The sequence below is a fragment of the Brevibacterium sp. SIMBA_078 genome (genome assembly GCF_046534565.1).
In the GTDB taxonomy this organism is placed as follows: domain Bacteria; phylum Actinomycetota; class Actinomycetes; order Actinomycetales; family Brevibacteriaceae; genus Brevibacterium.
Genome location: NZ_JAWRYQ010000159.1, coordinates 1 through 279, shown reverse-complemented (window position 1 = coordinate 279; position 279 = coordinate 1). Strand labels below are relative to the sequence as shown.

Annotated in this window: 1 protein-coding gene; it reads left to right on the top strand. The window is 46.2% G+C overall.

Features of this window, described 5'->3' with window-relative positions; translation table 11 throughout:
• Nucleotides 1-125: 125 nt before the first annotated feature.
• Nucleotides 126-279, top strand: a 154-nt coding sequence (locus SB749_RS19275; protein ID WP_410711721.1) for a DUF1415 family protein, incomplete at its 3' end; no start/stop codon positions are given.

Sequence of the window (279 nt, the reverse complement as noted above, 5' to 3'; positions counted from 1 at the left end):
CGATGGGTTTCGCTTTCGTAAACAATTAGGAACCATGGGCAGAACGTGCATAAAGTCTCAAACATGAAGGGATCCATTACATCAAAAAGCGCGAACCAAAGACATTATCGACAGCTCATCAAGACGTGGTGAAAAACACACGTCGATGGCTTGAACACATGGTGGTGGGATTAAATCTGTGCCCATTTTCCTCGAGCGTCATATCCCGAGACCAAGTCCACTATGCCATATGTGACGCCACGACCGATGCACATCTAAAGCGGTTTTTTTTGACGGAAC